This is a genomic window from Enterocloster lavalensis, from assembly GCF_046603895.1.
GTDB lineage: Bacteria > Bacillota > Clostridia > Lachnospirales > Lachnospiraceae > Enterocloster > Enterocloster lavalensis.
The window spans coordinates 43,627-67,432 of record NZ_CP176637.1 but is presented as its reverse complement, the minus strand read 5'-3'; the positions used below and the strand labels follow the sequence as shown (position 1 = coordinate 67,432).

General features: G+C 56.3%; 25 protein-coding genes. 20 read left to right on the top strand and 5 right to left on the bottom strand.

Going from position 1 to position 23,806, the window contains the following annotated elements; translation table 11 throughout:
• The first annotated feature begins 87 nt into the window (after nt 1-87).
• Both ACK2JC_RS00410 and ACK2JC_RS00405 read left to right on the top strand, forming a co-directional pair.
• Nucleotides 88-987, top strand: a complete 900-nt coding sequence (locus tag ACK2JC_RS00410) for a LysR family transcriptional regulator (protein WP_368272429.1) — start codon at nt 88-90, stop codon at nt 985-987.
• A 171-nt stretch (nt 988-1,158) separates the two neighbouring features.
• On the top strand, nt 1,159-1,698 hold the full coding sequence (locus ACK2JC_RS00405) for a DUF1877 family protein (protein WP_320938560.1): 540 nt from the start codon (nt 1,159-1,161) through the stop codon (nt 1,696-1,698).
• 74 nt (nt 1,699-1,772) lie between these two features.
• On the opposite strand, the gene ACK2JC_RS00400 is transcribed toward ACK2JC_RS00405, so the two are convergent.
• Together ACK2JC_RS00400 and ACK2JC_RS00395 are read right to left on the bottom strand one after the other, a co-directional pair.
• Nucleotides 1,773-3,251 carry an FAD-dependent oxidoreductase gene (locus ACK2JC_RS00400; protein WP_227169050.1) on the bottom strand — a complete coding sequence of 493 codons (1,479 nt, stop codon included), beginning with the start codon at nt 3,249-3,251 and terminating at the stop codon, nt 1,773-1,775.
• Nucleotides 3,248-5,290 carry a thioredoxin domain-containing protein gene (locus ACK2JC_RS00395; protein ID WP_320938561.1) on the bottom strand — a complete coding sequence of 681 codons (2,043 nt, stop codon included), beginning with the start codon at nt 5,288-5,290 and terminating at the stop codon, nt 3,248-3,250. The genes ACK2JC_RS00400 and ACK2JC_RS00395 overlap by 4 nt, the downstream gene beginning before the upstream one ends.
• A 188-nt stretch (nt 5,291-5,478) precedes the next feature.
• Here ACK2JC_RS00395 and ACK2JC_RS00390 point away from each other — a divergent pair, with 188 nt between their 5' ends.
• The 4 genes from ACK2JC_RS00390 to ACK2JC_RS00375 are packed head-to-tail and all read left to right on the top strand — an operon-like array spanning nt 5,479 to nt 9,740.
• Nucleotides 5,479-5,931 (top strand): GNAT family N-acetyltransferase, encoded by a 453-nt coding sequence (locus tag ACK2JC_RS00390; RefSeq protein ID WP_092360510.1) that lies wholly within the window; start codon nt 5,479-5,481, stop codon nt 5,929-5,931.
• Nucleotides 5,932-5,970: 39 nt separating this feature from the next.
• The gene (locus ACK2JC_RS00385) at nt 5,971-7,446 is read left to right on the top strand and encodes a diguanylate cyclase domain-containing protein (RefSeq protein WP_368272426.1); all 1,476 of its coding nucleotides are present in this window, start codon (nt 5,971-5,973) and stop codon (nt 7,444-7,446) included.
• A 56-nt stretch (nt 7,447-7,502) separates the two neighbouring features.
• Entirely contained in the window at nt 7,503-8,867 is a 1,365-nt protein-coding gene (locus ACK2JC_RS00380; RefSeq protein ID WP_411337769.1) for an IS1182 family transposase, read from the top strand.
• A gap of 57 nt (nt 8,868-8,924) precedes the next feature.
• A complete protein-coding gene (locus tag ACK2JC_RS00375) occupies nt 8,925-9,740 on the top strand; it encodes a putative bifunctional diguanylate cyclase/phosphodiesterase (RefSeq protein WP_368274836.1) in 816 nt (271 codons plus the stop codon).
• A gap of 9 nt (nt 9,741-9,749) precedes the next feature.
• Here ACK2JC_RS00375 and ACK2JC_RS00370 read toward each other — a convergent pair whose 3' ends face one another.
• From ACK2JC_RS00370 to ACK2JC_RS00360, 3 genes are read right to left on the bottom strand one after another with little or no spacing between them, the layout of a single operon-like run.
• Nucleotides 9,750-10,598 carry a hypothetical protein gene (locus tag ACK2JC_RS00370; protein ID WP_320938563.1) on the bottom strand — a complete coding sequence of 283 codons (849 nt, stop codon included), beginning with the start codon at nt 10,596-10,598 and terminating at the stop codon, nt 9,750-9,752.
• A complete protein-coding gene (locus ACK2JC_RS00365; RefSeq protein WP_118753801.1) occupies nt 10,573-11,067 on the bottom strand; it encodes an RNA polymerase sigma factor in 495 nt (164 codons plus the stop codon). Before ACK2JC_RS00365 ends, ACK2JC_RS00370 begins: the two co-directional genes overlap by 26 nt.
• Nucleotides 11,068-11,091: 24 nt before the next feature.
• On the bottom strand, nt 11,092-11,379 hold the full coding sequence (locus tag ACK2JC_RS00360) for a hypothetical protein (protein ID WP_092360513.1): 288 nt from the start codon (nt 11,377-11,379) through the stop codon (nt 11,092-11,094).
• A 301-nt stretch (nt 11,380-11,680) separates the two neighbouring features.
• On the opposite strand from ACK2JC_RS00360, the gene ACK2JC_RS00355 reads away from it, so the two are divergent.
• The 14 genes from ACK2JC_RS00355 to rsfS all read left to right on the top strand — a co-directional run bounded on the left by ACK2JC_RS00355 (nt 11,681) and on the right by rsfS (nt 23,784).
• On the top strand, nt 11,681-13,567 hold the full coding sequence (locus ACK2JC_RS00355; protein ID WP_333683550.1) for a TIGR03960 family B12-binding radical SAM protein: 1,887 nt from the start codon (nt 11,681-11,683) through the stop codon (nt 13,565-13,567).
• Nucleotides 13,564-14,301 carry a TIGR03936 family radical SAM-associated protein gene (locus tag ACK2JC_RS00350; RefSeq protein WP_092360515.1) on the top strand — a complete coding sequence of 246 codons (738 nt, stop codon included), beginning with the start codon at nt 13,564-13,566 and terminating at the stop codon, nt 14,299-14,301. Before ACK2JC_RS00355 ends, ACK2JC_RS00350 begins: the two co-directional genes overlap by 4 nt.
• Nucleotides 14,301-15,503 (top strand): ribonuclease E/G, encoded by a 1,203-nt coding sequence (locus ACK2JC_RS00345; protein WP_320938571.1) that lies wholly within the window; start codon nt 14,301-14,303, stop codon nt 15,501-15,503. Before ACK2JC_RS00350 ends, ACK2JC_RS00345 begins: the two co-directional genes overlap by 1 nt.
• A 14-nt stretch (nt 15,504-15,517) precedes the next feature.
• On the top strand, nt 15,518-16,873 hold the full coding sequence (gene trkA / locus ACK2JC_RS00340; protein ID WP_107435281.1) for a Trk system potassium transporter TrkA: 1,356 nt from the start codon (nt 15,518-15,520) through the stop codon (nt 16,871-16,873).
• Nucleotides 16,874-16,885: 12 nt separating this feature from the next.
• A complete protein-coding gene (locus ACK2JC_RS00335) occupies nt 16,886-18,325 on the top strand; it encodes a TrkH family potassium uptake protein (RefSeq protein ID WP_118753823.1) in 1,440 nt (479 codons plus the stop codon).
• A gap of 103 nt (nt 18,326-18,428) precedes the next feature.
• Complete coding sequence (locus ACK2JC_RS00330) at nt 18,429-19,106, top strand: hypothetical protein (RefSeq protein WP_320938565.1); 678 nt, start codon at nt 18,429-18,431, stop codon at nt 19,104-19,106.
• 196 nt (nt 19,107-19,302) lie between these two features.
• Nucleotides 19,303-19,611 carry a 50S ribosomal protein L21 gene (gene rplU / locus ACK2JC_RS00325; protein ID WP_007718128.1) on the top strand — a complete coding sequence of 103 codons (309 nt, stop codon included), beginning with the start codon at nt 19,303-19,305 and terminating at the stop codon, nt 19,609-19,611.
• Nucleotides 19,612-19,629: 18 nt separating this feature from the next.
• Nucleotides 19,630-19,968 (top strand): ribosomal-processing cysteine protease Prp, encoded by a 339-nt coding sequence (locus ACK2JC_RS00320; protein ID WP_092360520.1) that lies wholly within the window; start codon nt 19,630-19,632, stop codon nt 19,966-19,968.
• 3 nt (nt 19,969-19,971) lie between these two features.
• Entirely contained in the window at nt 19,972-20,262 is a 291-nt protein-coding gene (gene rpmA, locus ACK2JC_RS00315; RefSeq protein WP_368272185.1) for a 50S ribosomal protein L27, read from the top strand.
• 137 nt (nt 20,263-20,399) lie between these two features.
• Nucleotides 20,400-21,689 (top strand): GTPase ObgE, encoded by a 1,290-nt coding sequence (gene obgE, locus ACK2JC_RS00310; protein WP_118753825.1) that lies wholly within the window; start codon nt 20,400-20,402, stop codon nt 21,687-21,689.
• Between the two features lie 86 nt (nt 21,690-21,775).
• Nucleotides 21,776-22,072 carry a ribosome assembly RNA-binding protein YhbY gene (gene yhbY / locus ACK2JC_RS00305; RefSeq protein ID WP_092360522.1) on the top strand — a complete coding sequence of 99 codons (297 nt, stop codon included), beginning with the start codon at nt 21,776-21,778 and terminating at the stop codon, nt 22,070-22,072.
• Between the two features lie 116 nt (nt 22,073-22,188).
• Nucleotides 22,189-22,815 carry a nicotinate-nucleotide adenylyltransferase gene (gene nadD / locus ACK2JC_RS00300; protein ID WP_320938567.1) on the top strand — a complete coding sequence of 209 codons (627 nt, stop codon included), beginning with the start codon at nt 22,189-22,191 and terminating at the stop codon, nt 22,813-22,815.
• Between the two features lie 17 nt (nt 22,816-22,832).
• Nucleotides 22,833-23,444 carry a bis(5'-nucleosyl)-tetraphosphatase (symmetrical) YqeK gene (yqeK, locus tag ACK2JC_RS00295; protein ID WP_320938568.1) on the top strand — a complete coding sequence of 204 codons (612 nt, stop codon included), beginning with the start codon at nt 22,833-22,835 and terminating at the stop codon, nt 23,442-23,444.
• Nucleotides 23,431-23,784 (top strand): ribosome silencing factor, encoded by a 354-nt coding sequence (rsfS, locus tag ACK2JC_RS00290; RefSeq protein ID WP_007718142.1) that lies wholly within the window; start codon nt 23,431-23,433, stop codon nt 23,782-23,784. Before yqeK ends, rsfS begins: the two co-directional genes overlap by 14 nt.
• The last annotated feature ends 22 nt before the right edge of the window (nt 23,785-23,806 follow it).

Below are 23,806 nucleotides of genomic sequence, written 5' to 3'. Positions count from 1 at the left end.
TTCGTATTTTACAGTACCATACAGATGATAGATTTGTAAAATTCATAGTTTTTATTATAACATTCAAAAATTTTGATAGGTGGAGCCATGGAGATTCGGAACATTATTACCTTTGTGCGCATAGCGGAGCTGCAAAATTTTTCCAAAGCCGCCAGACAGCTGGGTTATTCCCAGTCGGCGGTGACGATGCAGATCAAACAGCTGGAGGAGGAGCTGCACGCCCAGCTGTTCGACCGCATCGGCAAGCACATCCGGCTGCCCCAGGCGGGGCAGAGGCTGCTTCCCCACGCGCTGGAGATTCTGGACGGAGTGCGCAGGGCCCAGGGCATCACCCGGGAGCCGGAGGAGGTTTCGGGCAGGCTGCGCATCGGAACGGCCGAGTCCCTTCTGATCAACGTGCTTCCGCCCATTATCATAGAATTCAGCCGCCTCCACCCCCGCGTGGAGATCAGCACCCAGACCGCTTCGGTGGCGGATCTGTTCGCCATGGTGCAGCGCAATGAAATCGACTTGCTGTACTTTTTGGACCGGAAGACCAATTTTCCCGAGTGGCTCAAGGTGGCGGAGCGCCCGGAGCCGGCCGTCTTTGTGGCCTCCGCACGGTCCCGCTTGGCCGGACAGCCGCAGATTTCCCTGGAACAGCTGTTGGAGGAGCCGTTTCTGCTCACGGAGAAGGGCATCAGCTACCGCTATGCCATGGAACAGGTTCTGGCCGAGCGCGGCATGGAGCTCCACCCCTTTCTGGAGACGGGAAATACGGACATCATCACCAAGATGCTGCTGGAGAACCGGGGCATCTCGTTTCTGCCGGAATTTGTGGTCCGGGATTACATACAGGACGGGCGGCTGGCAGTGCTGGACACGGTGTGCCCTGAGATCTGCATGTGGAGCCAGCTGGTCTACCACAAAAACAAATATCTGACGCCTCAGATGGAACACTTTGCGGAGCTGATGGTCCGCCAGATCGGGTCCGGGCCGCTGGCATAACCTGCGGATGCTTGTCTCAAATGATTGCTCTTTTCCGGTTCTTTTGCTATACTGTATTAAATTGGCATATGAATAAGCTTACATGAAAGACCGGATGGGAATGACATTGCGGCATTGCACAGAACCATTTGCCGCAGGCTTCAAGGAAAAGAGAATGAGGAGAAGATAGCAATGAGGGATTTGGCTGTTTTATTTGCCCTGAGCAAAGAGGAAGCGGAGAGCTTCAAAACGGTCCCGCGCGCAGTGCGCTCGGATTACATGCACGACAATATCGAAGATATTTTTTTTGACGAGCACCTGGAATACACCCAGGAATTGGAAACGTCCTGGGATGCCATGCACCGCATGCTCACAGACGGAAGTTTAGACGTTCAGAACCAGTGTCCGCCGCTGTGCAACGTGATTATGGGGGGAGAGATCCTGTACGGTCTTAAAATGAAGGACAACAAACCCATACGTCCTGAGGAGGAGAGCGATCAGCTCATCATCCTGAAAACCCCGGAACAGGTGCGGGAGGTAGCGGCAGCGCTACCGAAACGCACCAAGGAGGCGTGCCGGAAGTGTTATGACCGGATCGACAGCCGGAATTATGGAAATGAGAAAAATGATGAGGATTTTGAATACACTTGGCAGTGGCTCCAGCGCAGCCTGGTTTTTTGGACCAGGGCTGCGAAGGAAAAGCGTTACGTGCTTTTTGCGGCCGATCAGTGAGCAGCCCTTAAAAAGGGCGGCGGACCGGCTCTATTCCGTTGTCTGAACGCCGCAGGCGCAGCCGCAGTCCGGCTTTATTCCGGCGTCTGTCCGCCGCAGCCGCAGCCCGTCTGGGCGGGATTGTCTATCAGGTTCCCGTCGCAGTCGAACCGGGAGCCGTGGCAGGGACAGTCCCAGGTCTTATCAGCCCCGTTCCACTCCAGCTGGCAGCCCAGATGAGGGCAGCGCGCGGATATCCGGTGGAGCCGGCCTGCTTCATCCCGATAGCAGGCGTAACGCTTAAAGCCGATCCGCACAATCCCGCCGTGTCCCTTTGGAAGCGGCCGGGACCGAAGGGGGAGGTGAAACGCACCTTTTGCCAGGCCCGCCGTGCTTTCCAACAGATCGGCGGCCAGGCTTTTGGCGGAAGCCCTGAGCAGAAAGCGCTGGGGGCGGAACAGTTCTTCGTATGGGTTTGGAAGGCCGCAGATCCGGTCCCTTATGATCATGGCCGACAACATGGATGAGGTCATGCCCCATTTCTTGAACCCGGTGGCAACGTGCCAGTAGGGACGGAATACGCAGTAGCTGCCGATGAACGGGATACCGTCGTGGCTCATGCAGTCCTGGGCGGACCAGCGGGCCGTGATGTTGCAGCCGGGATAGAGCTGTTTTGCAGCCCGCGCCAGGCGTTCGTACTCGCCTCCGGCGCGGTTTTTTCCGGTCCGGTGGGAACCGCCTCCCAGCAGAAGCGTTTCCTCGTTCCACCTCAGCGACAGACCGTTCTTGTCCACGCTGTAGTACATGCCGTCCAGGGGAGCGGTGCCGGATAGCCCCAGGCAGTAGCTTCTGTCCTGGTGAAGCCGCGTAAAGAAAAATCCCGGAACGTTGACAAAGGGGTAATGGGTGGCAAAAACAATATGCCGGGCGGTCACGGTGCCACGGTTCGTGTACACAGTGTGTCCTTTCACCCGGATCACCCGCGTTTTCTCATAGACTGTCACCTGATCCGACAGAGCCTTTATGAATTCCAGGGGATGGAACTGGGCCTGGTTTTCAAACCGAACCGCGCCCACGGTCTCAAATGGGAGTCCGGTCTGCCCGGTGAAGCAGGCCCGGATGCCCAGAGCGGATGCAGCGCGGGCCTCCCGTTCCAGGTCCGCCTGCCTGGCCGGATCCCTGGAGTAGAGATAGGACGGCAGCCGCTTAAAATGGCAGTGGATCTGCTCCTCGCGGATGAGCGTTTCAAATTCTTCCACCGCGGATTCATTGGCGGAGGCGTACAGGCGGGCCCGGTCTTTTCCGGCGGTCCGAATCAGTTTCTGGTAGAACAGCCCGTGCTGGCTGGTGATCTTGGCCGTGGTGTTTTTGGTCTGGCCCCCGGCAATCCGGTCCGCCTCCAGCACGATCACGGAGATTCCACGGCGGCTCAAAAGAAAGGCGGTGAGTATCCCCGCCATCCCCGCCCCGATAACGGCGGCATCCGCTGTCACATCGCCGGGCAGAGGCCGGCGCGGGGGAATCTCCGTGGTTCTGCTCCAGATGGATTCCCCGTTCAGGTCTTGATTGTTCATGCGTTCTCCTTTCCATTCAGGTCCCGCGGTCCCGGCATTCCCTGGGAAAGGCGTGTAAACGGAAGGCCGCAGGTATGGTTTTGGCACAGATAGTAGCAGGTTCCCTGGTCCGGAACCGGATATTCCCGTGTAAAGGGCGCCAGACGGGAGAGCTGGGTTTCGTTGTCCGGGCACTTGAACAGAATGGACATTCTGCCGTGCTCCGGCTCCCTCCTGTATGCGTGTAATTCCCCGGGAACCTCATCTCGCGCGGACACGCACACCAGCTGGTCACCAGGTTCCCCGGCATCCATGAGAGCGGTCAGGGAAAATGTGTGGGCGCTTGGAAGGTCCGCGATCCCCGCAGCCAGGAAATCCAGCTGCCGGTCCGCAAAGCTGCGCCAATCCTGGTTTGCGGTGAGGTCCGCGAGGGCGGCCAGCACATGGGCCGCCGCCGAATTGCCGGAGGGCATGGCTCCGTCGTAAAGCTCCTTCGGCCGGTCGATCAGCTCCGGCACGTCCGAACCGTAGAAATAAAAACCTCCGCGTTCCTCATCCCAGAACAGCTCCACCATCTGCCCGGCCCGGTTGACGGCCAATTCCAGGTAGGCCGCGTCCAGGGTGACCTCATACAGGGTGAGTAACGCCAGACAGTAGAAAGCGTAATCGTCCAGATTGCCGGGGAAGGCGCTTTCCCCCTGGCGGTAGCGCACCAGAAGCCTTCCATTTTCGTCGAACAGTTTTTGTTCCACAAACACCTGGGCCCGCCTGGCCATTTCCAGATAACCGGGATCGTCCAGCAGGAACCCCGCCTTTGCGCAGGCTATGATCATCAGGGCGTTCCAGGAGGCCAGTATTTTGTCGTCCCGGTGCAGAGGCAGCCGCTTCAGCCTGTATTCGTAGAGGCGGCGGCAGAGCGCGTCCATTTCCCGGTCCACCTGTTCATAATCCGGATTGTGTATGAGGTTCGGGATATTAGCCCCCTCGAAGTTGCCTTCTTTCGTGATGCCGTACCGGCGGCAGAATTTCTCCTGATCCTGTCTGTTTCCCAGAACCCGTCCGATTTCCTCCTCTGAAAAAACATAATATTTTCCTTCCACGCCCTGGCTGTCCGCATCCTGTCCGCAGTAAAAGCCGCCCTCCGGGCCGGTGAGCTCCCGGCGCACATAGTCCAGAATCTGCCGGGCCGTCCTTTGGTAGAAGCGGTTGCCCGTGAGCCGGTAACCTTCCAGATAGGCCAGCGTGAGCAGCGCGTTGTCGTAGAGCATCTTCTCAAAATGCGGCACCAGCCACATTTGATCCGTGGAATAGCGGGAGAAACCGCCGCCCAGCTGATCGTGGATGCCGCCCCTTGCCATGGAGGACAGCGTCTTTTCCGCCATGGCAAGAGCCTGCGGTTCGTCCGCCCAGGCCCGGTATCTCATGAGAAAGAGCAGGTTGTGGGCGGCGGGGAATTTGGGCGCCCGGCCAAACCCGCCGTATGCTTTGTCAAAGGCGGCTCTCAGCTCTTCATATCCCCGCCGGGCCAGCGCCTTTGGATCAGCCGGGGAGGAGGCGTCCGGTGTCCGGCGGAGAACCGCGAGAATCTGGTCGCTCATGTTTAAGAGGCGTTTCCGGTCGCTTTTCCAGATTTCGGAAATCGTGCTCAAAAGCTCCAGCAGGCCGGTCATATTGCGGCGGGACGTTTTCGGCAGGTAGGTGCCGGCGAAAAAGGGCTTTTTGTCCGGCGTCATGATGATGGTGAGCGGCCATCCGCCCTGTCCGGTCATGGCCTGGCAGACTGACATGTACACCAGATCGATTTCAGGGCGCTCCTCCCGGTCCACCTTCACCGGAACGTAATCGGCGTTTAACCGTTTTGCCACCTCCTGGTCCTCAAAGGACTCGTGGGCCATCACGTGGCACCAGTGGCAGGTGGAATAACCGATGCTCAGAAATACGGGTTTGTCCTCCCGGGCAGCCTTCTCAAAGGCCTCGTGGGACCAGGGATACCAGTCGACCGGGTTTTCGGCGTGCTGCAAAAGATAGGGCGATTTTTCGCGGAGCAGGTGATTGGACATGACGTCTCCTTTCTTGCGGGCAGGCCGTTGGAGTGAAAGGCTGAAACAGGACTGCCGTTTGGGAATAGTCTCTGTAGAAACGGAATGAATATGCATGGTTTCCCCATCTGATCCCGGAAAAGAAATGTTGTAAAAGGGCGAATTATAGGATAAGATAGAATCAAAATGTTACGCGATGAGGAAAAGAAATGGATCAGATCACTTTGAGGAGAGCCGCGGCCCCTGACATGGAAGCAATCCTGAAGCTTCAGGTCGCGGTATTTGAAGGGGAACAGGGAATCCCCGGAGAGCTAATATGCTCTCCAGGCGATCAGTTTCTGCAATGGTGGTGCGCTCTGGAGGGGGACTCGGTTGTGGGCGCGGTCGCCGCCTGGAAGGAAGGGGAACAGGTTCACTGGGGACGGTTTGCGGTTCATAACATGCACAGGGGCCGGGGTATCGGCACAAAACTGGCGGTATTTTCCCTGGAAGACCTGTTTTCGCGGGGATTTGAGGAGATTTACATGGAAGCCAGGGAGGCCACGGTTGCAATCATCTGCCGCCTTGGCGGGCGGGTCGTGGGCAAGCCGGTGGCGTTTTATAAGGGAACCGTGACGCCGGTGCGTTTACACCGGGATGATTATTGCTGTTTTCCGGGATAAGCAGTGACCGGGCGGTTGGACCGCACAGGAGGGAAGAACATGGACAGAGAGGACATCAAAAAGCAGATTACCATAGCGGTGGTTCTGGTATTTATCGTCAGTGTGATCCTGATTCTGACCGGCAGCGCCATCAATTTGAGCATAAGGGGCACCCAGGAGAGGGAAGCCCAAAAGTATATGAAGGAGATCGTGTCCCAGTATAAGAACATCATCGCGGCGCAGACCGAGGGGGATCTGCAGGCCCTGGAAGCGGCAGCCGCCTTTGTGGGGGATGGGGGAGCTGTGGATGGAAAGACCGCGCTCCCGTATCTGAAGGATTACCTGGACGCAGTGAACGGCTCCGATGATTTTATCCGCATTGGGATCGTCACACCCGACTGCCTGGGATATTATATCGACGCAGACGGCGGGGAGCATGATGGGATCGACGTGGGGGACGAGGAATTTGTGAGAAGCGCACTCTCGGGCAGGCGCGTGATTTCCGATCTCACCGAGGACCGGATGGCGGAGGGGGCCGTGATCGTTTACGGGGTTCCGATTGCGCACGGCGGGAAGGTCATCGGAGCGGTCACGGCGACCCGCACCACCTCCAATCTGGCGGATATCATCGGCCGGGAGATTTTCGGAGGAGCCGCCTACCTCCATATCGTGGACAAGGAGGGGAATTTCATCCTGCGCTCCAGCCATGCGGTGATTCAAAAGCCGATGGGCAATCTGTTTGACGATGGGGACGTGACGGAAGAGACGCGGCAGTCCATACTGGCCGACATCAAAAACGGCGGGGATTCCTTCGCCTCCTTCCGCTATCAGGGGGAGGCCTACTGGGTGACCTTTATCCCGTTGGATCTCAACGATTGGCAGATTTTCTGCCTGGTGCCCCAGACGTTTCTCAACCACAACATCAACGCCATTTTTTGGGTGTTTCTGTGCGTTATGATTTGCATCATCCTGCTGTTTCTGATTCTGTTCCTGTACATATACAGCCTGCTGAAAAAAGAGCACGTTACGCTTCAGGTATTGGCGTATAAGGATGTGCTGACTGGGGCGGACAACCGGAACCGCTTTGTCACGGAGCTGCCCGCGCTGCTACAGGCGCCGGTGGATTACGCCCTTGTGCTGATGAACGTGAGCGGATTTAAATTTGTGAATGAGTTTTTCGGATTTGAGCGGGGAAATGAGCTTTTGATCCATATCGCAGGTGTGCTCAACGGGAATATCGGAGAGGGGGAGCGCTTTTACCGGGATAATGCCGACCGGTTCGGCATGCTGATTCACTTTGACGGCAGGGAAGCGCTGACCGGCAGGATCCGCAAGATCCATCAGGAAATCAACCGCTATGCCGCCGCGCCCAACCAGGAGTACCGGATCAACTGTAACTTTGGGATTCATATCATGCGGGCGGAAGAGCGAACGCGCCAATGTCCGTCCCCGGACGTGGCCATCAACGGCGCGCTGCTGGCGCTTAACAGCGTCAACGGCAACGCGTCCAACCCAATCGCATTTTGGGGCTGTTGACAAAGTCCCCTTAGCGCCGGAAATATGATATAATGAAAAAAAGAGCGGAGAGGGGGATGGGAATGCAACTGAAGCTGCACATGGTAACGATAGAAGATTTGGTCCCAGAGGGACACTTTCTGCGAAAACTGGAAGCCACGCTGGACTTGTCCTTCATTCATGAAGAAACAGCCCATCTGTACAACCGCAGATACGGCCGCCCACCCATTGCCCCTGTTGTGCTGGTAAAATATCTGCTGGTAGGATACCTGTACGGGATCCCATCGGAACGGCAGATCGAACAGCGTATCCAGACAGATGTGGCCCTGCGGTGGTATCTGGGCCTGGATCTGTTTGACCGGGTACCGGACCACAGCACCATCTCTCAGCTGCGCCGTCGCAAGCCTTCTTTCCGCAAGGTTTTCCGTCGGCTGTTTGAGGAAGTGGTGCGGCAGTGCATTGAAAAAGGTCTGGTCAGCGGGAAATTGGCAGCTACCGACTCTACCCATGTAAAGGCCAATGCCTCCCGTGCGTCGGAGCATCTGGTGGAAATGCCCGAGGAACCGGGCGTATACTGGGAACGGCTGGACGGCTACGAGGAAGAAGGACTGCAGAAACTGGAGAAACGGACCGGACACCGCCGGAAGAAGCGGACAAAGCAAATCAAGCGGGACAGCCGCCGCAGCCACAAGCGTGTGAGCCGGACTGATCCGGAGGCAGGGCATATGAAACGGCCGGGGAAGCCGGAGGGCCAGTACTACCTGAGCCATCAAACCCTGGACACGGACCACGGTGTGATCCTGGGTGTGACGGTGACACCGGGCGATGTGCATGATTCCGTGCCATACCTGGACCATCTGGAGCAGATCCATCGAAATGTCTTCCCCATTCAGGCGGCCACAGCGGACGCCGCTTACGATTTTCCTCTGGCCCACCGTGTGCTGGAGGAGCAGGGAATCTCCTTTTATGTCAGGCCGCAGCCTTCTGCTGATAGGACCAAGGCGGAATTCAAACGGGATGCCTTTTCTTATGATGCGGAGAAAGATGTTTATCAATGCCCCAATGGGAAAGAGCTTCGAGTGAAGGGGCTGTACCGCAGCGCCAGCGGTGTGTACTGGGAGTATTGGGCAGACCGCGGAGACTGCCGGAGCTGTCCTTTCCGGGAGAAATGTTTGAGCGAAAATGATAAACGCGGCGCACGAAGGCTGCTGGATACCTACTTCCGTCCCACAGTACGGCGGCATCTCGCCCGGCAAAACGAGCCGGACTATCTGGATGCGCTGCGCAAGCGGCAGATCTGGTGCGAGGGCACGTTTGCCGCCCAAAAGTGGGGACATAACTTAACACGCGTCTTACGACGGGGTTTAGAGGCAGCGGAGGACCACTGCCTCCTCTCGGCGACCGCTTTGAACTTAAAAAGGATGATAAGATGTATGGGATGACGCCGGTAGGCGTCTTTTTTATTGCTTTTTTCCGCTCGTAATAAATGATCAGGCACTTTGTCAACAGCCCCATTTTACGACGAGGCGATCCATGAAAAAGCGCGTAAAAAGGTGGAGATCGCCAGTCAGATGCACGCGGCGCTGGAAAACCGGGAATTTCACATGTATCTTCAGCCCAAATACTATTTAAACGACAAGACGCTTCACAGCGCGGAGGCCCTGGTCCGCTGGTACGGGGCCGACGGCACGATTCACTACCCCGATGAGTTTATACCGGTGTTTGAGGAAAATGGATTCATCACGGAACTGGATATGTATATGCTGGAGGAGGCGTGCAAAAAAGTTGCGGACTGGACCCGGAAGGGGTATGAGGTGAGGCCGGTCTCCGTCAACCAGTCCAGAATCTTTTTTTACGATGAAACGTATCTGGATAAATTTCGCCAGATTGTGGACCGGTACAGGATCGACCCGTCCATGATTATCCTGGAAGTGACGGAGAGCGTGGCCATGAGCAATCTGACCCAGGTGAAGATGGTCATTGATAAGCTTCACGCCATGGGATTTTCCATCTCCATGGACGATTTCGGAAGCGGTTACTCCTCCCTGAACACGTTAAAGGATCTGGATATCGCGGAGCTGAAGCTGGATAAGGAGTTCCTGTCCGAACAGTCCACGTCCCGCAGAGGCCGGATGATCATTGAGAGCGTGATCCACCTTGCCAGGGCGCTCTCCATCACAACGGTGGCCGAGGGGATCGAGGACCAGGCCCAGCTTGAATTTCTGGAATCCATTCACTGCGACATCGGGCAGGGTTACTATTTTGCAAAGCCTATGCCGGTGGAGGAATTTGAGCGGACGATTCTCCACGTTTAAATGGCGGCATCAGTGATGCCGCCCGCCGTGGCCGCCGCCCTCACGGCTGTGGGCCGGTCTGCCGGGGCATTCCGGAGACTGCTCTGAATTGTCCTGGGGGTCGCCCTGGGATTCATCCAAAGCTTCTTCCCGGCCCCCGGTTTGCTCCTGAACTCCGGCCTGCTCCCGGTGTTGGCAGTGCTCGGTGTGGCCCTTTATTTCCTTCATGGATTTGTCCTTAAACTCATCCAGGGTGGCCTGGGGGTCCACGGTCAAAAGCTCCTGTATGGCGTAATACTTCCCCAGCGACATCCCATGTTCGTGGGCCTCGTCACACATATGGCTGTCCACGCTGGCATATTCCGCCGTTACGCTGCCGTGGCACTGTTTCAGGGCCGTGTCCACGCACGCCTGAAGGTCTGAGAGCATCGCCTGGCCGCCGTCCTCCGCCTCCAGGGTGATGGAGACAAGGGAATCCTTCTTAAAATACTTCTGCATCTCATCGCTGCCAAGCAGAAGGGTCAGGGCATCGCCGTATTCCATATGCTTTAACGAGAGGGACTGCAGGATGGTTTCACCCTCCTGCCCATAGGTGGTCTGGTCCACCACCCTTCCCCAGCGGTTGATATCCAGCTCGATGCTGGGATTCACGTCGATGCTGATGACAGCCGCCTCCGCGTAGTACAGGCGCAGGCCGCCCAGTCCGCTGGTGGCAAACAGCAGGAGACAGGCCATGGAGACGGCCCATTTCAATTTGCGCGCTGCGCTCTTGCGGCCACGGCGCATGCGTCCGGCCACATAATCGCAGGTCTGTTTCTTCAGCGCATCGCTGCAGGTCACCGTATCGAACGCGTCACGTATCATCTGTTTCACCGTCATCACCTCCCAGCATATTTTTTAATTCCGCCTTAGCCCTCGACAGATGGGTGTATATGGTATTGACCTTTTTGTGCAGAATCCCCGCGATTTCCACGGCCGAATACCCCTCATAGTAGTGCAGATATATGATGATTCTGTATTTGTGAGGCAGCCTCAGCACGGCTTCCAGCACATGGGACAGGTCGGGATCCCGGCCGTCCGCCATAGCCGCGGCTTCCTCGAGAGAGCAGGTGTGCGTCCTGAAAAAGCTTCGGAGCAGGTCCTTGCAGCGGTTGACGGTCACCCGGATCAACCATGCTTTTTTGTGCTCCTCCGACTGAAAGGGTTCCGAAAAAAGGGCGTATTTCAAAAATACATCCTGAAATACGTCCTCCGTATCGCTTTCATTTTTCATGTAGACAAAGCAGATATGCTTGACCATATCCGCATATTGTCCGATTGTCTGCTCTACATCTGATTCCTGCCGCATAGCCGCTCCATGTGTCTGGTTTCGTTATCTGTGATGGGAACCGCCGTGCCTTCTGTGGTGTCCGCCGCCGTTGTGACAGCCGTTTCCCGAGGTGGCGTTATGTCCGTGATTCCCGTCCGGGCACACCCAGTCCCCCTCATCGGACCAGTGACCCTCGCAGTCCCCGTGGTCGTGAGTTCTGCAGTATTCGTAATCCGTACAGTCCGCGTATCCCCGGGGACAGGTCCATTCGGCGCCAAATGCAAGGCTGCCTCCCGCGGCGGTTAAAAAGATACCTGTGACTGCTGCTGCCATTATAGTTCTGATTTTCATGTATTTCAATCTCCTTTTTTGATTCGTTCACTTCTAATACGATTGATCATCCGAAATCCTTTCAAATCTTTTCAATTTATTTTTGAAATTTGCAAATTCTGCTGTCCAGTTCGGATGAATGGTGTTGCTTAATATTGTAAAATGTCTTATAATTAAGCATCGTGGCATACTATATTGTCCGGTATTAAACGTTCGGGACAGGAGTTTGCCCTGAATCCCAAGGATGCCGGGTTTTAGTTTGGCCGGCTTTTGCTGGGATTAAAAAATACGGTGCAGGCAGCACAAAGAACAAGGAAAAACCATGAGAAAACTAGCTTTAAATGATGAAATATTACTGAGTATCCAACAGCCCGCCCGCTACATCGGCGGCGAATTCAACATGGTCCAAAAGGACCCGGACAAGGTGGACATCCGCTTTGCCATGTGTTTCCCCGACGTGTACGAGATCGGCATGTCCCACTTAGGCATCCAGATCCTGTACTCCATGTTCAACGACCGGGAGGACATCTACTGCGAGCGGGTGTACTCCCCCTGGATGGACTTAGACCCCATCATGCGGGAACAGAATATCCCCCTGTTTACCCTGGAGACCCAGGAACCGGTGAAGAACTTTGACTTTCTGGGCATCACCCTGCAGTACGAGATGTGTTACACCAACGTCCTGCAGGTGCTGGAGCTGTCCCAGATTCCGCTGCACGCCTGTGAGCGGGGTGAAAACGATCCCATCGTGATCGGCGGAGGTCCCTGCGCGTACAATCCGGAGCCGCTGGCCGATTTCTTCGACCTGTTCTATATCGGCGAGGGCGAGACCGTGTACTTTGAATTGATGGACCGTTATAAGGAGAACCGGGCCGCAGGCGGCGGGCGACAGCGCTTCCTGGAGCTGGCGGCAGAGATCCCGGGGATCTACGTGCCGGCTTTTTACGATGTAACCTACCACGAGGATGGAACCATCCGCTCCTTCACCCCCAACAATCCCCACGCGGGGGAGACCGTCACCAAACAGCTGGTGGTGGACATGGACAGCGTGGGTTATATTGAGAAGCCCCTGGTGCCCTACATCAAGGTGACCCAGGACCGGGTGGTGCTGGAGATTCAGCGCGGCTGCATCCGCGGCTGCCGTTTCTGCCAGGCGGGGGACGTTTACCGGCCTCTGCGGGAGCACAGCCTGGAATATTTAAAGCACTATGCCTATGACATGCTAAAGAGCACGGGACACGATGAGATTTCCTTAAGCTCTTTAAGCTCCAGCGATTACAGCCAGCTGGAGGGCCTGGTTAATTTCCTCATCGAGGAATTTAAGGGCAAGGGCGTGAACATTTCCCTTCCGTCCCTGCGCATCGACGCTTTCTCCCTGGACGTGATGAGCAAGGTCCAGGATATCAAGAAGAGCAGTCTGACCTTTGCACCCGAGGCCGGTTCCCAGCGCCTGCGGGACGTAATCAACAAGGGTTTGACCGAGGAAGTGATCCTAAACGGCGCCAGACAGGCCTTTGAGGCGGGCTGGAACCGGGTGAAGCTGTACTTTATGCTGGGGCTTCCCACGGAGACGGTGGAGGACATGGAGGGCATCGCCCTGCTGTCCGAGAAGGTGGCCGAGACCTACTACGAGATCCCCAAGGAACAGCGCCACGGAAAGGTGCAGGTGACGGCCAGTTCCTCCTTCTTTGTGCCCAAGCCCTTTACGCCCTTCCAGTGGGCCAGAATGTGCACAAAGGAAGAATTTCTGGAGCGCGCCAACATCGTGCGGGGCAAGTTCCGCCAGATGCTGAATTTCAAGAGTTTAAAATACAACTGGCACGAGGCGGAGCTGACGGTGCTTGAGGGCATCCTGGCCAGAGGCGACCGCCGCGTGGGCGCAGTCATCGAGGCGGCCTACAAAAACGGCGCGATCTACGACTCCTGGTCCGAGTATTTCAACAACGACGCCTGGATGAAGGCCTTTGAGGACTGCGGCGTGCCCATTGATTTCTATACCACCAGGGAGCGAAGCCTGGACGAAGTATTCCCCTGGGATTTCATCGACGCCGGAGTCAGCAAGGAGTTTTTAAAGAGAGAGTGGAAGCGCGCCATGGAGGCCGTGGTGACGCCCAACTGCCGGGGCAAATGCTCCGCCTGCGGGGTGCTTAAATTCGGCGGCGGCGTGTGCTTTGAGACCAGGGAGACAACAGAGGGAACAGGACTATGAAAATTCGGATTAAATTCAGCAAATACGGCAACATGAAATTCATCGGACACCTGGACGTGATGCGCTATTTCCAGAAGGCCATCCGCCGGGCGGATTTAAACATCCGCTACAGTGGCGGATTCAGCCCACATCAGATCATGTCCTTCGCGGCGCCTTTAGGAGTGGGAATCACCAGCCGGAGCGAGTATGTGGACATCGAGCTTCTGGACGAGGAGGTGCCCGCGGGCATGAAGGCGCGCTTAAACGCCCAGATGGCAGAGGGCTTTGAGGTGGTGGACGTCCGCCTGCTGCCGGAGGACGCGGCGGGCGCCATGTCCATCGTGGCCGCGGCTGACTACACCTGCCGTCTGCGCCCGGGCCATGAGATGGCGGACCCGGAGAAATGGATTGAGGGGCTTTTGGAGTTTTACGGCCGGGACAGCGTACCTGTGACCAAAAAGACCAAGCGCGGCCAGAAGGAGATGGATTTAAAGCCGTTGATCTATGAGCTGCGGATGGAGGCAGGAGAGCAGGGACCGGCGCTGTTTATGAAGATTTCAAACGGAAGCGTGGCCAACGTGAAGCCCGAAATGGTGCTGGACGCCTACTATGCGTTCCTGGGAGAGGAGCGGCCTCAGTTCGCCTGGATGTTCCAGCGGGAAGAGGTGTATGCGGACCAGGCGGCTGAGGAAGAGAAGGAAGCCGGGAAACACTGTTTTGTGGCACTGGCGGATCTGGGAGAAGCGTTTGCGTGATGGACAAGCTGGTGATCACAAGGTGGAGGGATAAGGTTCTGACCGCGGTATTTTCCGGCAGAAAGCCCCTGGCGCTGACGCTGGAACCCGAACAGGGCGGTTCCCTCTTAAACAATATATACATCGGAAAAGTACAGAAGGTGGTGAAAAATATCAGCGCCGCCTTCGTGGAGATCGGCGGAGGCCGGGTGGGCTATCTTCCCCTGGAGGGAACCTGTCCGCAGGTGTTAAACCGGCCGGGAGCCAAAACCCTGGCGCCTGGGGACGAGCTGATCATTCAAGTGGAAAAGGACGCGGTCAAAACCAAGGCGCCGGTGGTGACCTGCCGCCTGTCCTTTGCGGGCCGCTACTGCGTACTCACCGCCGGGAAACCGGGGGTGAATTTCTCGTCCAGGCTGACGGAGCAGTCCTTTAAGCGCCGGGTACGGCCCGTGTTGGAGGAGGCCGTCCGGGCCAGGGGCCATGAGGCGTGCGGCCTGATCGTGCGAACCAACGCCGGGGAGGCGGACGAAGAGCAGCTTCTGGCGGAGCTGGCCGTGCTGTTTGAGCAGTACGAGTCGGTGCTCAGTCAGGGGAATCACCGGGTCTGTTACAGCTGTCTGTACCGGTCTCTGCCCGGTTATATGGCCAGCGTGAGGGATTCTCTTGGCGGCAGCCTGGAGGCGGTTCTGACCGACCAGGCGGACGTCTATGAAGAGCTGAAACATTATCTGGCGCTGAACCAGCAGAAAGATTTGGAAAAACTTTCCTTTTATGACGATCCGCTGCTGAGTCTGGGCGCGCTGTACAGCCTGGACAAGGTGATGGAGGAGGCCCTGGGAAAGCGGGTCTGGCTTAAATCCGGGGGGTATCTGGTCATCGAACCCACGGAGGCCATGGTGGTCATTGACGTGAACACCGGCAAGTATTCCGGGAAAAAGACGCTTCAGGAGACAATTTTAAAGATCAACCTGGAGGCGGCCGCGGAGATCGCCCATCAGATCAGGCTGCGCAACCTGTCGGGGATCATTCTGGTGGACTTTATCGACATGGAACCAGGGGAGAACCGGGAGATTCTGCTCAAAGCCCTGTCGGAGGCCGTGTCCGCAGATCCGGTAAAGACGGCTGTAGTGGATATGACAAAATTAAACCTGGTGGAAATGACGCGCAAAAAGGTGCGCCGTCCCCTGCATGAGCAGGTGATTCCGGGTACAGAAGAGTAAAAAGGGGTAAGCTTATGAAGATTATTATTGTGGGCTGCGGCAAAATCGGCGTGACGCTGGCCGAACAGTTGAACAGCGAACATCATGATATCACGCTGATTGACAGCGATGGGGCGGCTCTGCAGGCCGTCACGGACCGCATCGACGTGATGGGGGTTACGGGAAACGGAGCCGTGTACCAGGTACAGATGGAGGCGGGGATCAAGGAGGCGGATCTTCTGATCGCCACCACCAACTCCGACGAGCTCAACATGCTCTGCTGCCTGATCGCCAAGAAGGCGGGCAACTGCCATACCATCGCGAGAATCCGCAATCCCGAGTATTCGGCGGAGATCAATTATATACGGGAGGAGTTAAACCTGTCTCTGGCCATCAACCCGGAGCTGGCGGCGGCCCGGGAGATCGCCCGCCTGCTGCGTTTCCCATCCGCCATCAAGATCGAGCCCTTTGCCAAGGGCCGGATCGAGCTGCTTAAGTTCCTGATCCCGGAGAAATCGGTCCTGAACAATATGAAGATTATGGACGTGGTGTCCCGCATGCACAGCAATGTGTTGATCTGTGCGGTGGAGCGGGGGAGCGACGTGATGATTCCGGACGGCAATTTTGAGATGCGCTCCGGGGACAAGATTTCCTTCCTGGCGCCTCACGCAGAGTCCGCCGATTTCTTCCGCAAGGCGGGCATTGTCAACAACACGGTGAAAACCGCCATGTTTGTAGGCGGCGGAAAGATCACCTACTACCTGTCCAAAGCGCTGGCGGACACGAAGATCAAGATCCGCATCATCGAGCAGAACGAGGAACGCTGCCGGGAGCTGAGCGAGCTTTTACCAGGGGCCATGATCATCCATGGGGACGGTTCGGACCAGAAGCTGCTCCTGGAGGAGGGGATCCGCCAGACGGAAGCCTTCGCTTCCCTGACCGGATTCGACGAGGAAAATATCATGCTGTCCCTGTACGCGGCCAGCCAGTCCAATGCCAAGCTGATCACCAAGGTCAACAAGATCGCCTTTGAGAATGTGATCAACTCCCTGAATCTGGGGAGCGTGATCTACCCCAAGCTGGTGACCGCGGACATCATTTTGCAGTACGTGCGCGGTATGCAGAACTCCATGGGAAGCAACGTGGAGACGCTCTATAAAATCGTGGCCGACCAGGCGGAAGCCCTGGAGTTCCGGGTGATGGAGGACTCCCCGGTGGTGGGCGTTCCGCTGGAAAAGCTTCCGCTGATCGACCACCTTCTGGTGGCCTGCATCAACCGGAAGGGACGGATCATCATGCCCCGGGGCAAGGATACCATCGAGCCGGGAGACACGGTAATCATCGTGACCACCCACACCGGTTTAAACGATCTGGGAGATATTATAAAATAAAGGCGGATAACTATGAATAGCGGGATTATTATCTATTTGCTGGGCTGGATCATGAACATCGAGGCCCTGTTTCTCATGATACCGTGTCTGACCGCTGCGGTTTACGGCGAGTCCATCGGCTTCTGTTACCTGGCGGTGGCTGCCGCCTGCGGGTTGATCGGTTTTCTCTGTGTCCGCAAAAAGCCTGCCAGCAAGATTTTTTTTGCGCGGGAGGGATTTGTGACCGTGTCCCTTGGCTGGATTATCCTCAGCCTGTTCGGCTGCATGCCGTTTCTTCTGGGCGGGGAGATCACCCGCTTTGAGGATGCGCTTTTTGAGATCGTCTCCGGATTCACCACCACCGGAGCCAGTATCCTGGACAAGGTGGAGGACTTAAGCAAAGCCTCCCTTATCTGGCGCAGCTTTTCCCACTGGATCGGCGGTATGGGAATCCTGGTGTTTTTGCTGGCCGTTCTGCCGATGACCGGAGACTACAACATGCACATCATGCGGGCGGAGAGCCCGGGGCCCAGCGTCGGCAAGCTGGTGCCGAAAATCCGTTTTACAGCCAAGCTTCTGTACTCCATCTACCTGTTCCTGACGGTGGTGATGTTCCTGTTGCTGCTGGCGGGCAAAATGCCGCTGTTCGACAGCCTGTGCATGACCTTCGGAGCTGCCGGAACGGGAGGATTTTCCTGCCGCAACTTCGGCCAGGCGGGTTATACGGCTTACCAGCAGAATGTGATTACCATATTTATGCTGCTGTTCGGCGTGAACTTCAACGTGTATTATCTGTTCCTGATCCGAAAGCCCAAGGACGCCTTTAAGTGCGAGGAGCTCAGGGGGTATCTGGTCATTGTGGTCGCAGCCATCGTTCTGATCACCCTGAATACCTGGGGGATGTTCCCGGACCTCAGAACCGCGGTGCACCACGTGGCCTTCCAGGTGGCATCCATTATTACCACCACGGGTTATTCCACCGTGGACTTCAACCAGTGGCCGGAGTTTTCGAAAACCCTGCTGCTGGGCATCATGTTCATTGGCGCCTGCGCGGGCAGTACCGGCGGCGGAATGAAGGTGTCCCGGGTGATGATCGCATTTAAGGAGATCAAAAAGGAGCTGGCCTCCGTGATCCATCCCCGCAGCGTCAAGGTTTTAAAGTACGAGGGTAAGGCCCTGGACCACAACACCCTGCGGTCCATCAACGCCTTTATCATCGTCTACTTCATCATTCTGGGCGTGTCCGTGCTGCTGGTGAGCCTGGACAATTTTGACTTCGGCACCTCCTTCTCCGCGGTGGTTGCCACCCTGAATAACATCGGACCGGGTATCTCCGAGGTGGGCCCGGCGGCCAACTTCTCAGGGCTTTCGGCCATGTCCAAATGGGTGCTGATTTTCGACATGCTGGCCGGACGTCTGGAACTGTTCCCGATGCTGGTTCTCCTGTCCCCGGGCACCTGGATCAAGCGGTAACATGTGAACTGTGAATTTACGGTGAAATAACTGTGACATTGGTTGACCATTTCCGCAGGCTGATTTATGATAAAGCCATCAATTTGCGGAGAGGAGCAGCCGGATGAGACGAAAATGCAGATACATTGCGGCGTTGTGCGCCGCAGCCTGCCTGGGAGCGGGCGCGCCTGCCCAGGTCTATGCCCAGGAGGCGGGCGGGGCGGACGGTGCAGGAACAGAGGTGACGTTCACTGCGGGAAATGACGGTGCGATGACCGCCGCCGCAGAGCCCGGCAAAATTGCCCCGGTGAATTACGAAAAGGGCAGTTACGTGGTGGGGCGGGATATCCCGGCGGGAGAGTACGCGGTGTTCGCCTCCACGGACGGGGACGGCAACCCTTACCGCACCTGCAGCTTTACCTTATATAAAAATGATTCGGATGAGAAGCGGATCGGAACCTTCCGCTTTGAGCATCACGGCCTGGTAACGCTCTATGACGGGCAGCATCTGGTGCTGCAGAGCGGCTATGCCGTGCCGGCCGGGGAGGCAAAGCTCACCCTGGCGCCCTATGGAATGTACCTGGCGGGCCGGGACATGGAGCCGGGCAGCTATCTGCTGACCCCTCTGACCGCGGACGGCGGATACTTTGCACTGTACAACGATGTGCGCTATTATTACGATTATCAGGACGATTACCGGAGATTCCTGGAGCCGACGGTCATCACAGTGTCGGAGGGGCAGTATCTGGAGCTGGGAAACATTGCCTCCATCGTGAAGCTGGAGGGCAGCGGCGGGGCGTGAAAGGCCGCGGTTTTTGAGGGAAATTTCCCCGCCGTTTGAACTGTTACCAGAAATTACAAAAACTTTTTCTTTTTAGTTGACAGGTGCGTTTTTTAGTGATATTATGTTTTAGTGTGCCGCACAACGAGGTTCTAAGAGTCTGCCCATCGGCGGGCCACCAAAGTTGGCGAGTAATGATAAATAGGAGGTGCCTTTCATGTACGCGATTATTGCAACAGGCGGAAAGCAGTACAAGGTTTCTGAAGGCGATGTCATTAAGGTAGAAAGACTGGGCGCAGGCGCAGGCGAAACCGTAACATTCGATCAGGTACTGGTTGTGAACAACGGCGAACTGCAGATCGGATGCCCGACCGTATCCGGCGCAACTGTTACCGCAACGGTTGAAAAAGAGGGTAAGGCGAAGAAAGTGATCGTTTACAAGTATAAGAGAAAAACTGGCTATCACAAGAAAAATGGCCACAGACAGCTCTATACTCAGGTAAAGATCGACAAGATCAACGCTTAATTCGGGTTTGACCGCATTATGATCCAGGTAACGATATTCAGGGATTCCGAGGAGTCCGGGGATGTGTTTACGGGAGTTGAGCTTTCAGGGCATGCAGGTTACGCGGAGAGCGGACGGGATATCGTCTGCGCGGCCGTATCCGCATTGGTCCTGAACATGGCGAATTCCGTGGAGGCGTTCACGGAGGACGGATTTGAGGGAGAGATGGACGAGCAGACCGGCGGTTTTTCGTTTCATTTCACCGCAGAGATCAGTCCGGAATCGCAGCTCCTTATGAATTCTCTTGTTCTGGGACTTCGGAATATTGAGAAGGAGTACGGGGAACGACATATTATCATTCGGTTTGAGGAGGTGTAAGACATGTTTCAGATGAACCTTCAGTTATTCGCTCATAAAAAAGGTGTTGGTTCCACAAAGAACGGCAGAGATTCCGAGGCGAAGCGCCTTGGTGCCAAGAGAGCGGACGGACAGTTTGTACTGGCTGGCAACATCCTGTACAGACAGCGCGGAACAAAGCTCCATCCTGGCAACAACGTTGGCAAGGGCGGCGATGATACCTTATTTGCTTTAGTAGACGGAGTTGTTAAGTTTGAAAGAAAGGGCAGAGACAAAAAGCAGGTTTCTGTTTACCCAAGAGCAATCAACGAATAATGACAAGTGGACTCCATACAATAAGTATGGAGTCTTTTTGCTCTATGGGATATGGTCCGCCGGCCGGGACAAGCTACGTCCTGAAACGGCGGCTGCCATAGGGAAATGTGATAGAATCAGAAAGGTTTAGGTGCAGTATGTTTGCCGACAGTGCAAAAATTTTTATTAAATCCGGAAAAGGCGGCGACGGCCATGTCAGCTTCCGCCGGGAGCTGTACGTGCCGGCCGGAGGTCCCGATGGGGGAGACGGCGGCAAGGGCGGCGATATTATTTTCCAGGTGGACGAGGGCCTCAACACCCTGATGGATTTCCGCCATGTGCGCAAGTACGTGGCCCAGAGCGGCGAGGAAGGCGGAAAGCGCAGGTGTCACGGCGCCAACGGAAGCGACCTGGTGATCAAGGTGCCGGAGGGGACCGTGATCAAGGATTTCGAGTCCGGCAAGGTGATCGCTGATATGTCCGGGGAGAACCGCCGCAAGGTGATCTTAAAAGGCGGCAAGGGCGGCCTGGGCAATATGCATTATGCCACTTCGACCATGCAGGCGCCTAAATATGCCCAGCCGGGTCAGCCCAGCCAGGAGCTGTGGGTGAAACTGGAGCTGAAGGTGATCGCGGATGTGGGCCTGGTGGGATTCCCCAACGTGGGTAAATCCACCCTGCTGTCCGTGGTGAGCAACGCCCGCCCGCAGATCGCCAACTATCATTTTACCACCTTGAATCCCCATCTGGGCGTGGTGGATTTAGGGGGCGGAGCCGGATTTGTGATGGCGGATATCCCTGGTCTGATCGAGGGCGCCTCTGAGGGCGTGGGCCTGGGACATGCGTTCTTAAAGCATATCGAGCGCACCAAGGTGCTGATCCACGTGGTGGACGGCGCTTCCGTGGAGGGGCGCGATCCGGTGGAGGATATCAAAACCATTTTAAAGGAGCTGGAGGCCTACAATCCGGAGCTGGTGAAACGGCCCCAGGTGATCGCAGCCAACAAGATGGACGCGGTTTACGGGGACGAGGGCGAGGACGGCATCTTAAAACGCCTGCGCCAGGAGTTCGAGCCTCTGGGAATGAAGGTGTTCGCGCTCTCCGCGGTCAGCGGCAAGGGCGTGAAGGAGCTGCTCTACCATGTGAACGAGCTGTTAAAGACCGTGGACGACGCGCCTATCATATTCGAGCCGGAATTCGAGCTGGAGTTCCAGGATGACCGCAGTCTGCCCTACACGGTGGAGAAGGCTGAGAACGGCGTGTACGTGGTGGAGGGACCGCGCATCGAGAAGATGCTGGGCTACACCAACCTGGAATCGGAGAAGGGCTTCGATTTCTTCCAGAAATTCCTCAAGAACACGGGGATTCTGGCGGATTTGGAGAAGGCTGGAATCGAGGAGGGCGACACGGTGCGCATGTATGGCCTGGAATTCGACTATTACAAGTAAGCGGCCGGCCCTGCGCCAGCGGCCCATTGCATTCAATAAAGCGGCCTGCGTTTTATGCGGGCCGCCTGATACATGAAGGAGAAAATATGACAAGCAAACAGAGATCCTATTTGAAGGGATTGGCAATGACAATCGATCCGGTGTTCCAGATCGGCAAGGCCAGCCTGACCCCCGAGGTGACCCAGGCCGTATCCGAGGTTTTGGAGGCCAGAGAGCTGGTGAAAATCACCGTGCTCAAGAACTGCCTGGACGACGGGAGATCCATCGCCGAGGTTTTGGCGGAGCGCACCCACTCCGAGGTCGTGCAGGTGATCGGCCGTAAGATCGTGCTGTACCGTCCGGCCAAGGAGGAGAATAAGCGCAAGATTGTGCTGCCCAAATAAGCGGCGCAAATTGAAAAAGACGGATTGAGTTGACATAAAAAGATTATGTCAACTTTTTTGAATCGTTGCAGTTAAAAATACGTTAAGCGGAATGCGGGAGGAGTTGGAAGGGTAAAATGGGTAAAATCGGAATTTTGGGGGGTACCTTTGACCCCATTCACAACGGGCATCTGTGGCTGGGGGAACAGGCCTATCTGGAATACGGGCTGGACCAGGTCTGGTTCATGCCTTCCGGCCATCCGCCCCATAAGCAGGATCACCCGGTAACCGAGGGGGAAAAGCGCTGGGACATGGTGCGCCTGGCCATTGCCGGCAACCCGCATTTTGCATACTCGGACTTTGAGCTGCAGCGGCCCGGCTATACCTACACGGCCCAGACCCTGGCGCTTTTACAGGAGGCTTACCCGGAGCATACGTTTTATTTTATCATCGGGGCGGACTCCCTGTACCAGATCGAGGGCTGGTATCATCCGGAGCAGGTGATGGCCAGGGCTACGCTGCTGGTGGCCGGACGCGCCTACAAGGAGGCGAAGCGCAGCCTGGACCAGCAGATCGCCCACCTGATCGCCCGCTACGGCGCCCGGATTCTGCCGCTGCACTGCGGGGAGATGGATGTCTCCAGCGCAGACCTGCGGCGAATGGCCATGGAGGGGAAGAATATCAGCTCCTACGTGCCGGGGGAGGTGGCGGACTATATCCGGCGCAACTGCCTGTATCAGGGGGCTGAAGTGAGCATAAACTGAAGAAAAGAGGGGTCACAATGGAGAATCAATGCAGTCAAATCATGATGTTCCGCAAGCAATTAAAAAACCGTCTGTCGCCCATGCGCTATGAACATTCTTTAAGCGTGTCCTTTACCTGCATGTCCCTTGCCATGCGGTACGGCTATGACATGAACAAGGCGGAGCTGGCGGGCCTGATGCATGATTGTGGGAAGCGCTTCAGCGACGAAGTGATTTTAAAAAAGTGCCTGAAGCACGGGATTCCGGTTACGGAGTCAGAGAACAAGGCGTTGGCTGTGTTGCACGCCAAATATGGAGCGTGGCTGGCGGAGAACAAATATCAGATACGGGATGAGGAGATATTGAGCGCCATCGCCTGTCATACCACCGGAAAGCCGGACATGACCACGCTGGATAAAATTCTCTACATCGCCGACTATATCGAGCCGCGGCGCTACAAGGCGGAGAATCTTCCGGAAATGCGTGCCATGGCATACGTGGACCTGGATCAGACCATGTATGCGATCCTGGACGGAACGCTGGAGTATCTGACCAAAAAGGGCGGGAGCATCGATCCGATGACCCGGGAGGCCCATATCTACTTTAAACATCGATTGGAATCGAAAGGAGAATTGAATGGATCAGTCTAAAGAAATGGCAAAATTGGCCTACGCGGCCCTCAGCGAGAAAAAGGGCGGGGATATCAAGATTATCGATATCCATGAGGTTTCCGTGATGGCGGACTATTTTATCATCGCAGACGGCTCGAACCTGAATCAGGTTCAGGCTATGGCGGACAATGTGGAGGAGAAGATGGCGGAAGCGGGCTACCAGGTAAGGCAGACCGAGGGCTATCAGAGCGCCAACTGGATTCTGCTGGATTACGGCGATGTGATCGTGCACGCTTTCAACCGGGAGGACCGGCTGTTCTACGATCTGGAGCGTATCTGGCGGGATGGCAAGACTTTTGTGGATGTGAACGAGCTGTAAGAAACGAATAAGCGGCAAGAAA

What these genes read in the sequence shown, in the direction of transcription:
- ACK2JC_RS00410 (WP_368272429.1), top strand. Translation starts at nt 88, where the DNA reads ATGGAGATTCGGAACATTATTACCTTTGTGCGCATAGCGGAGCTGCAA.
- ACK2JC_RS00405 (WP_320938560.1), top strand. Translation starts at nt 1,159, where the DNA reads ATGAGGGATTTGGCTGTTTTATTTGCCCTGAGCAAAGAGGAAGCGGAG.
- ACK2JC_RS00400 (WP_227169050.1), bottom strand. Translation starts at nt 3,251, where the DNA reads ATGAACAATCAAGACCTGAACGGGGAATCCATCTGGAGCAGAACCACG.
- ACK2JC_RS00395 (WP_320938561.1), bottom strand. Translation starts at nt 5,290, where the DNA reads ATGTCCAATCACCTGCTCCGCGAAAAATCGCCCTATCTTTTGCAGCAC.
- ACK2JC_RS00390 (WP_092360510.1), top strand. Translation starts at nt 5,479, where the DNA reads ATGGATCAGATCACTTTGAGGAGAGCCGCGGCCCCTGACATGGAAGCA.
- ACK2JC_RS00385 (WP_368272426.1), top strand. Translation starts at nt 5,971, where the DNA reads ATGGACAGAGAGGACATCAAAAAGCAGATTACCATAGCGGTGGTTCTG.
- ACK2JC_RS00380 (WP_411337769.1), top strand. Translation starts at nt 7,503, where the DNA reads ATGGGAATGCAACTGAAGCTGCACATGGTAACGATAGAAGATTTGGTC.
- ACK2JC_RS00370 (WP_320938563.1), bottom strand. Translation starts at nt 10,598, where the DNA reads ATGACGGTGAAACAGATGATACGTGACGCGTTCGATACGGTGACCTGC.
- ACK2JC_RS00365 (WP_118753801.1), bottom strand. Translation starts at nt 11,067, where the DNA reads ATGCGGCAGGAATCAGATGTAGAGCAGACAATCGGACAATATGCGGAT.
- ACK2JC_RS00360 (WP_092360513.1), bottom strand. Translation starts at nt 11,379, where the DNA reads ATGAAAATCAGAACTATAATGGCAGCAGCAGTCACAGGTATCTTTTTA.
- ACK2JC_RS00355 (WP_333683550.1), top strand. Translation starts at nt 11,681, where the DNA reads ATGAGAAAACTAGCTTTAAATGATGAAATATTACTGAGTATCCAACAG.
- ACK2JC_RS00350 (WP_092360515.1), top strand. Translation starts at nt 13,564, where the DNA reads ATGAAAATTCGGATTAAATTCAGCAAATACGGCAACATGAAATTCATC.
- ACK2JC_RS00345 (WP_320938571.1), top strand. Translation starts at nt 14,301, where the DNA reads ATGGACAAGCTGGTGATCACAAGGTGGAGGGATAAGGTTCTGACCGCG.
- trkA (WP_107435281.1), top strand. Translation starts at nt 15,518, where the DNA reads ATGAAGATTATTATTGTGGGCTGCGGCAAAATCGGCGTGACGCTGGCC.
- ACK2JC_RS00335 (WP_118753823.1), top strand. Translation starts at nt 16,886, where the DNA reads ATGAATAGCGGGATTATTATCTATTTGCTGGGCTGGATCATGAACATC.
- ACK2JC_RS00330 (WP_320938565.1), top strand. Translation starts at nt 18,429, where the DNA reads ATGAGACGAAAATGCAGATACATTGCGGCGTTGTGCGCCGCAGCCTGC.
- rplU (WP_007718128.1), top strand. Translation starts at nt 19,303, where the DNA reads ATGTACGCGATTATTGCAACAGGCGGAAAGCAGTACAAGGTTTCTGAA.
- ACK2JC_RS00320 (WP_092360520.1), top strand. Translation starts at nt 19,630, where the DNA reads ATGATCCAGGTAACGATATTCAGGGATTCCGAGGAGTCCGGGGATGTG.
- rpmA (WP_368272185.1), top strand. Translation starts at nt 19,972, where the DNA reads ATGTTTCAGATGAACCTTCAGTTATTCGCTCATAAAAAAGGTGTTGGT.
- obgE (WP_118753825.1), top strand. Translation starts at nt 20,400, where the DNA reads ATGTTTGCCGACAGTGCAAAAATTTTTATTAAATCCGGAAAAGGCGGC.
- yhbY (WP_092360522.1), top strand. Translation starts at nt 21,776, where the DNA reads ATGACAAGCAAACAGAGATCCTATTTGAAGGGATTGGCAATGACAATC.
- nadD (WP_320938567.1), top strand. Translation starts at nt 22,189, where the DNA reads ATGGGTAAAATCGGAATTTTGGGGGGTACCTTTGACCCCATTCACAAC.
- yqeK (WP_320938568.1), top strand. Translation starts at nt 22,833, where the DNA reads ATGGAGAATCAATGCAGTCAAATCATGATGTTCCGCAAGCAATTAAAA.
- rsfS (WP_007718142.1), top strand. Translation starts at nt 23,431, where the DNA reads ATGGATCAGTCTAAAGAAATGGCAAAATTGGCCTACGCGGCCCTCAGC.